The sequence below is a fragment of the Enterococcus villorum genome, assembly GCF_007990225.1.
In the GTDB taxonomy this organism is placed as follows: Bacteria; Bacillota; Bacilli; order Lactobacillales; family Enterococcaceae; genus Enterococcus_B; species Enterococcus_B villorum.
This window is the reverse complement of record NZ_BJWF01000073.1, coordinates 1-3,483: the sequence shown is the minus strand read 5'-3', so window position 1 is coordinate 3,483 and position 3,483 is coordinate 1. Positions and strand designations below refer to the sequence as shown.

At 36.6% G+C, this 3,483-nt stretch carries 4 protein-coding genes; all 4 read right to left on the bottom strand.

Annotation, left to right across the window (positions count from 1 at the left end):
* Positions 1–875: N-acetylmuramoyl-L-alanine amidase (locus tag EVI01_RS13225; RefSeq protein WP_146811759.1), on the bottom strand; the 875-nt coding region annotated here is incomplete at its 3' end.
* A complete protein-coding gene (locus EVI01_RS13220; RefSeq protein ID WP_010751829.1) occupies positions 868–1,164 on the bottom strand; it encodes a holin in 297 nt (98 codons plus the stop codon). The genes EVI01_RS13220 and EVI01_RS13225, both read right to left, overlap by 8 nt.
* Positions 1,164–1,505, bottom strand: a complete 342-nt coding sequence (locus EVI01_RS13215) for a hypothetical protein (RefSeq protein ID WP_010751830.1) — start codon at positions 1,503–1,505, stop codon at positions 1,164–1,166. Before EVI01_RS13215 ends, EVI01_RS13220 begins: the two co-directional genes overlap by 1 nt.
* Before the next feature lie 28 nt (positions 1,506–1,533).
* Positions 1,534–3,483: SGNH/GDSL hydrolase family protein (locus tag EVI01_RS13210; RefSeq protein ID WP_146811757.1), on the bottom strand; the 1,950-nt coding region annotated here is incomplete at its 5' end.

Sequence of the window (3,483 nt, the reverse complement as noted above, 5' to 3'; positions counted from 1 at the left end):
GCATCGCCACCTTTATAATTATAGGATTTCTTCACGTCAGGTCGTTTGATACCTTGGGAAGCAAGACGAGTGATTTCTTTTGTGGTGCCGTGCTCCATGATAAGAATATAAGCAAATTTTCCAATTGGACCATCTGGTTTATCTGGTACCAACCATCCAGCAATTCGTACTTTTCCTTTGCTTACTTCATTGAACTTATCTAGTTTCGCCCATGCGTTCCCTTGATGAACAGCTTTACTTGCTGCTACTGCTTTATCATGATCCGAGGGTGTTTTCGGTTTTGATGATACATTCGTAATAGATGAACTAGTAGTGTTCCCACTTAAAGATTCGCCAGTAATTGCTTCGACTAATCCCTTTGCAATTGCATCAAGATTTTTTGTTAGCTCATCAATATCCCGCTTGTTCGTAATGAATCCTAATTCGACTAAGCGATAAGAAATGCCTCGATTTGCAAAAACATTCATATTAAGTAAATCATCACGTTTATAGGTTCCTGTAGGTTTTGACGATCCCCAAAGACCAACATATTTTTCTAAAACTTTAGCAATTGCTAAATCATTAGAATCTGGATTAAAGCGATTGCTGATAATTACATGCCCACCTGTAGCACTAGAACTTGCGGCTGCATCTAAATGGAACTCTGTAACAGAAGCATAACCATTAACTCCATACGCTCCACCGCCTGCTTTAGTTTGTTGATACATATCTAGTGATTCATTATAGAAATCAATTTGATTTTTCTTTAATTTAGAAGCCCATGCTTTCAATTTTTGACCTAAAATATTTCTGGTAAACGTTGCTTCTTGATAACCATTCCCCATTGCTCCAGGATCACCTTGACCATGACCAAAAACTATTAAATGTTTACTCATTTTCATCGTCTCCTCTATTACTCAATTTTGATTTTTGATAAAGTAATTTTCCGTTAGCTGGTAGATCATAAAAACCACCCGCAGACATTCCTGCAAGTATCCCTGCCCAGGCATAAATTGCTATATCCCCCTGAACAATCGTTAGAGCGTAGCTAGTGCCGATAATTAACCCAAAAACGACATTCAAAAACGGCAACCACTTATTATTGATTGCCGTCTGCTTTACTATTTGGGTCATGCCTAATACAACTGCTCCGATAACAGAAGTTGCAGTCAATATTTCATCCATTATTTTTCCTCCATTGTTGGTTTGTGCGGTAACGAAACCACTTTGTTGTATAAAGCTTCTCCTGTCCCATTTCCGCCTAATCCTTTGTATCCTTTCCAGATATACTCTAAGTTTTCTAAATCATCTACTGAAATCCAACCTTGCTCTAAAAAAGAAATGCATTGCTGATAGATTTTGTCATGAAGCAATGCAAGGTTGGCTGATTCAATTTTTTGGAATCGTTCTTCCGTTTTTTTTCGTTGCGATTTTAGTTGCTTGAAAAGTCCCATAAATAAGGAAAAAATGCCTCCCACACCAAACGCAGCTAAAATCCTATCGACTTCTAATAATTTTTCTAACATTTGTAACCAAATCCTTTAACTCTTATTTCTATAAAATTTCTAAACGATGGTGGATTTGCTTTGCTATTCTAAGATATCCCTCATTAGATGGATGTAGACCGTCTCCAAACCATTTTTCGTGGCTGGTAATAAAAGGATTCATATTTGATTGAGCAAACATGTCTAACACTGGAACAGAATAGAATTGGGCAATTATTTTAATTGCTTGTACATAATCCTCCTGTGTTGCTCCTACATCGTTCGTGTTTAATTGTCCATTTTCATTATAGGTTGCGATATATTTTGTTGATTTCATGGGGGTAATGCATAGTATTTTTGCATTTGGATTATTTTCAAGTATTGTTTTTAGAACATACTTGTAAGCTCCTTTAAAAGTCGTTTTTTCTGTATCAAGATCAGATCCTAATGGGACATTCCAATGAAAATCATTAATTCCACCCCAAATAGTAATCACACCATCTACGTCAGTGATTTCTTCTATCCTTTCAACAAAGCTATCTGTTCTTCCCGGACTCATTGCAACCCTACTTCCCTTTTTTCCTAAATTTCGAATAGAGGAAAATCCAGCTAAAGGAATCATTTGAGCTGTCCAACTGTTTGAGTTTTTTCCTGTGCCAATACCATTATCACCGTAAGTGATGCTATCTCCCAAGAATACTCCTGTTTTTCCTAACCAACGTTTAGTTATATTTCCTTGGGCAATCCCATCAATCACAGCGTAATTTGCCACTATATCTACCGCAAAGCTACTTCCCCAGTTAATGTAACCTAAATAGATCTGTTTTTCGTTAATTAAATTGATTCGACTAAGTGAGATTAATTCGTTTGTTTCCGTGTCAAAACACATATAACTCGCACTATCATTTGATAAATCCATTATTTCATCTTTAAGATAAGCTAGGCTGTAAGAAGTAGTTCCTGAAACAACGGCCAGATGAGCGTTTGGAAAATGAATATTTTTATTAGTTGGATCGATCAATATAGGTTTGATTGACACTAGTTGTCCACCTCTTAAGAAAGGCGTAGCTGATTTATTCGGAATACTTTCTATATTTGTAGGAAATAATCCATCGACGGTAAATGGAAAATTAAAGAAGAAAAATTTTGTTCCCCAAAAACAGTAACCTAAAAAAAGATCATTTTCTTCTAAATCCGCTAATCCTACTTTATAAGAGAGAACACCAGACTCTACATTAAAGTACACAAAATTACCATCGGCATCTCCTCCGATGGTAATTGTCTTGCCATTTAATTGATTGGCTCCGATTGTTTTATTTCGATAAATCAATCGAGTAAAGGTATCACCAAATGAAATGGTTCGATTGGTTGTATCTATATTAGGCGTCATCGACGATACAATCGTTGCAAATTCTCCTAGTGGTGTTCGTTTCCTTGTGGTCACCGCATCGTTCACCAAATTTGAAGTATTTACTGCATTGGTACCAACCACAGCTACACTCCCGCCTGTAAATTTCATTTTAACATCCTGACTAAGCATGGCATAAGTAACTTGCTCATTTCCATTCTTATCTACTTTTTTTGCTAAGGATAAATCTGTTGCTTCCTTCAAAGCGTTCATTTGTGTCACGGATGCTTTTTCTAAATTGAGTCGATCAATGTCTGTCCGAAATTTATTGGCATCAGCTAAGGCATCAATTAAAGCACCATATTCCGCCTTTGTAATTATCCCTTTTGCTTCTCCTTGCAGTTGTTGAACCGTGATCTCAAATTGCCTAGAGTGGGAAACTTGACCATTTTGGATAATTTGAATGCTGGCCACCACTGTTCCTGGATTCAACATATTTTTTGGATAATAGATCTGAAATACACTATGTTCTTTATCAATTAAATTAAAAGGAGAGAGATCTGTTAGTCCACTATTTCTATTATGCCAGCGTAAATTCAAAGTTAACCCTGGCACTTCTCCTATCACTCCGTTATTTGTCACCTGAACGGTCAAGCTTCGTCCAGCGTTATC